Genomic DNA, 4,134 nt, shown 5'->3' with positions numbered 1-4,134 from the left:
ATTGCCGCCTTTTTAGTCCAAATGGGAATGCGCGAGGAAGCATTAAAATTAGCCGAGACAATTGTCGAGCAGGTATATACCAACGGGTTGCAATTTAGAACCCCGGAAGCGATTACTGCTGCTGGCACTTTTCGCGCCAGTCACTATCTCCGCGCGATGGCAATTTGGGGGATTTATCATACTTTGAATAAGTAATAACTCACATCTTGCATCGAACTTAGGTTACTAGTATTTCAGTGGATAGTGGATAGTGAATAGTTTTAGGATCTGTAGGTTGGGTTGAAGAATGAAACCCAACACACCCAAATGTATCTTGTAGATCTCAATACCATTAAAATAGGAGGAGCAATTCACAAATTGCTCCTCCTATTTGAACTATAAATTCAATACCTAACTATACTGTAGCCAGAAACTTAGCCGCCGCCGCTTTGAGCGTGGCTGCTTTGTCGGTTTTTTCCCAAGGTAGATCTAAATCGGCGCGACCAAAATGACCGTAGGCGGCGACATCTTGATAAAAACGACCGTTGCGTTCTTTTGGTAAATTTCGCAGGTTAAATGTAGCGAGAATCCCCTCTGGACGCAATTCAAAATGCTCTTCGATTAATTCAAAAAGTTGGTCGTCGCTAATGATGCCAGTGCCGAAAGTTTCGACTAAAATACTCACAGGACTAGCAACCCCGATCGCATAACTGAGTTGAACTTCGCACTTAGCAGCCAAACCCGCCGCGACAATATTCTTCGCGACGTGACGGCAAGCGTAAGCCGCAGATCGATCGACTTTAGTGGGATCTTTACCAGAGAAAGCACCGCCACCATGACGAGAATAACCGCCGTAGGTATCGACAATAATTTTACGTCCGGTTAAACCAGCATCGCCTTGAGGGCCGCCAATTACAAATTTACCAGTCGGGTTGACGAGAAAATGCGTTTTATCGTCGGGTTTAACATCTAAGTCGGCGAACACGGGTAGCACTACCGCTGTCCAAAGATCGGCTTTGATTTTGGCTTGCACGCCGAGATCGTCGCTAATATCGCCAATGGCGGCATCATGTTGAGTCGAAATCAAGATCGTATCGATCCCGACGGGGATGCCGTTTTTGTATTCGACAGTAATTTGGGTTTTACCATCGGGGCGCAGATAGGGCAGATCGCCATTTTTGCGAACTTCGGCAAGGCGACGCGCAACGCGGTGAGATAAACTAATGGGCAATGGCATTAATTCGGGTGTTTCGTTACAAGCATACCCGAACATAATTCCTTGATCGCCAGCACCAGTTTGGTCGAAAATATCAGTGCTATCGTCACGATTTTCTTTGGCAGTATTGACACCTTGAGCGATGTCTGGCGATTGCTGATCTAAGGCAATCAGCACGGAAGCACTACTGGCAGAAAATCCATTATCGGCTTTTGTGTAGCCAATTTCAGCGATTTTCGCACGAGCGAGATCGATATAGTTAACTACTGCTTTAGTGGTAATCTCGCCAGTAATCAGCACGAGTCCGGTATTGACTACGACCTCGGCAGCGACTCTACTGTAAGGGTCTTGAGCTAGTAATGCATCCAAAATTGTATCAGAGATCTGATCGCAGATTTTGTCAGGGTGACCTTCCGTCACGGATTCCGAAGTAAAAAGATATCTACGAGACAAGAAACAGTCCTCCTTCTGGTACTGGCTAATGTTAGCCTATATATTTACACAATACTCACAAATTAATTTAGAATTCTACCATTCTGTAGCTGGGTGTGTTAGCACGAGGTATCAGCCGTTCTTAAATTTATACCAAAGTTTTGCGCCCAGAGTTGATATTAAGTTGAGAATTGTTGAAGCTTAGAGTAAAGATCGATCGTATTGCTACGATTTGGCATGTAAATTGCAATTTAGTGAAGGAGAATGGAAAATTGCTAACGCTTGGGGTAAATATCGACCATGTAGCAACAATTCGGCAAGCCCGCCGCACTGTCGAACCCGATCCGATCGCGGCAGCAGTATTGGCTGAATTAGCTGGTGCTGAAGGGATTACAGCACATTTACGTGAAGATCGCCGCCACATGCAGGATCGGGATATTCGATTGCTGCGCCAAACTGTCCGCACGCGCCTAAATTTAGAGATGGCGGCGACAGCGGAGATGGTGCAAATTGCGCTGGAGGTCAAACCCGACTATGTAACGCTCGTACCGGAAAAACGGCAAGAGGTGACAACAGAGGGGGGATTAGATATTGTCGGACAACTCGATCGGATGAAATCGGTGGTCGATAAGTTACAATCGGCGGGGATTCCAGTGAGCCTATTTATCGACCCAGAACCCGCCCAAATTGCCGCTTCAGCCCAGGTAAATGCCAAATTTATCGAATTACACACGGGACGCTATGCCGAAGCGAGAGAGCCAGTTTTGGTGCAGCAGGAGCTAGCTAATTTGGCGAAAGGCTGCGAACTCGCACTCGCGGCTGGGTTGCGGGTAAATGCCGGACACGGATTGACTTATTGGAATGTCCGCCCGATCGCCTGCTTGCCCGGTATGGAAGAATTAAATATCGGACATAGTATCATCAGTCGATCGGTACTCGTCGGGATCGATCGCGCCATCCGCGAAATGAAAGCCGCCATGTTTGGTGTTGTTTACTAGAGATGGGAGAGCGGAGATGGGAGATGGGAGAGCGGAAGAGAGAAACGATCGAGCTTATTTCCTTTACCCCTAATACCTAAAACCTAATACCTAATACCCAATACCTAATACCTAATACCTAATACCTAATACCTGAAATGAAAACTTATTACTACTTAGTTGCCAGTCAAAGATTTCTGAGAGAAGAAGAAGATCTCGATGAGGTATTTGCCGAGCGGGTTCGGAATTATCACGAACAAAAGAAAGAAATTGACTTTTGGTTTATCGATCGACCTGCATTTTTAGATGCACCAGAATTAGCCAGTGTCAAAGCCAAAATTCCGCAGCCAGCTACGGCAATTATCTCGACTAACAAGCAATTTATTACTTGGTTTAAACTGCGGTTAGAATTCGTCGCGACAGGTGAATTCCAAGCACCATCGGCAACTATTACCGATCCAATCGCTTCTTTGTGTATACAGACTTCGATTTAGGTTGATTTACCCCCCTAACCCCCGTTATGAAGCATGGTGGTTTCATACAAGAAAATAAAAATGCAAAAACCCTAGTATTTAGTTTTCAACCGCCCTCGAATGAATTCGGGGCTAATAGCTAAAGTTCACTGAAGTGAACTGAAAGATTTTTATTCTGGTGTATGAAACCACCCTGCCCCTTATAAAGGGGGGGGATTCGCTGGAGGGTTGGGGTGGGGTAAAGAGACTACGCAGCAACTGAAATAACTTGTGTATACACCGTGGGAGGGTGAGGGTTATTTAATTACACAAAAAGTCACCTCTTACCCAGCCGATCGCACCGTAAAAATTGACTTTTTGCCAGGTATAATCATCGACAACTCTAGAGATACCAATTAATACTACTGACTTACCGGGGGGTATTTTTGTCAACACTTTAGATTGTTGTCCAGCGCGACTGCGAAGATTGATGGTATCGCCATCGCGGCTACAACTATAAGCTGCATTAACACTACCATAATTGCCAGGGCCAGATTGAGCGAATCCAGGGGCGATGTTGACGGAAAATGTAGTTAACATTGCGATCGAGATTGCATTAATAATTACTTGACGTTTCATACTTTACTCCTGTTTGTTTAATTGGCAACTATAGATCCACGCTCATTTATCGATCGATTTGGACTTCCAAAGATCGAGGACGATATTTGAGAATGAAGTTTCTGACTTGGTAATAGTTGCTCTGATTTGTCAGCCCGATGCAACCCGATGTGCCATCTTCTTTGGCATCTTTATTAAAACTCGGATCCCAATGAATACCGAGAGCCGTTCTTCTCATGCGCGGATCGAAACCCGATTTAGGGAAAATGGGGATCATCGTCCCGCCCACTTCTGCGATCGTGCCTTTAACTACTCTAGCGGCTACTGAATAAGAACCATCTGGTAAGGGGGCTTCGGTATTACTTTGATAACGATTTCGAGATTGAGTAAAGTTTCGACCCGTGACGGCATCGAGTTGGAAGCTATAATTAGACGTGCGATCGCGATAAGCGGTTAGTTT

Annotated in this window: 6 protein-coding genes; 3 read left to right on the top strand and 3 right to left on the bottom strand. The window is 45.4% G+C overall.

The window, feature by feature from the left end; translation table 11 throughout:
* Positions 1-195, top strand: a 195-nt coding sequence (locus Q0R35_RS17450; protein WP_295621402.1) for a GH116 family glycosyl hydrolase, incomplete at its 5' end; no start/stop codon positions are given.
* Positions 196-394: 199 nt separating this feature from the next.
* On the opposite strand, the gene metK is transcribed toward Q0R35_RS17450, so the two are convergent.
* The gene (metK, locus tag Q0R35_RS17445; RefSeq protein ID WP_295621399.1) at positions 395-1,648 is read right to left on the bottom strand and encodes a methionine adenosyltransferase; all 1,254 of its coding nucleotides are present in this window, start codon (positions 1,646-1,648) and stop codon (positions 395-397) included.
* Between the two features lie 251 nt (positions 1,649-1,899).
* Here metK and Q0R35_RS17440 point away from each other — a divergent pair, with 251 nt between their 5' ends.
* Both Q0R35_RS17440 and Q0R35_RS17435 read left to right on the top strand, forming a co-directional pair.
* Positions 1,900-2,625, top strand: a complete 726-nt coding sequence (locus Q0R35_RS17440) for a pyridoxine 5'-phosphate synthase (RefSeq protein ID WP_295621396.1) — start codon at positions 1,900-1,902, stop codon at positions 2,623-2,625.
* A gap of 137 nt (positions 2,626-2,762) precedes the next feature.
* On the top strand, positions 2,763-3,098 hold the full coding sequence (locus tag Q0R35_RS17435) for an MgPME-cyclase complex family protein (protein WP_295621393.1): 336 nt from the start codon (positions 2,763-2,765) through the stop codon (positions 3,096-3,098).
* Positions 3,099-3,377: 279 nt separating this feature from the next.
* Here Q0R35_RS17435 and Q0R35_RS17430 read toward each other — a convergent pair whose 3' ends face one another.
* Entirely contained in the window at positions 3,378-3,695 is a 318-nt protein-coding gene (locus tag Q0R35_RS17430; protein ID WP_295621390.1) for an SH3 domain-containing protein, read from the bottom strand.
* 46 nt (positions 3,696-3,741) lie between these two features.
* Positions 3,742-4,134, bottom strand: a 393-nt coding sequence (locus Q0R35_RS17425; protein ID WP_366944936.1) for a L,D-transpeptidase family protein, incomplete at its 5' end; no start/stop codon positions are given.

The sequence above is a fragment of the Chamaesiphon sp. GL140_3_metabinner_50 genome, from assembly GCF_025361915.1.
Classification (GTDB): domain Bacteria; phylum Cyanobacteriota; class Cyanobacteriia; order Cyanobacteriales; family Chamaesiphonaceae; genus Chamaesiphon.
Note: the sequence above shows the minus strand (reverse complement) of the source record. Positions and strands in the feature narration are given on the sequence as shown.

Excerpts from the sequence above, each read along its gene's own strand:
- Q0R35_RS17435 (WP_295621393.1), top strand. The coding sequence starts at position 2,763 with ATGAAAACTTATTACTACTTAGTTGCCAGTCAAAGATTTCTGAGAGAA.
- Q0R35_RS17430 (WP_295621390.1), bottom strand. The coding sequence starts at position 3,695 with ATGAAACGTCAAGTAATTATTAATGCAATCTCGATCGCAATGTTAACT.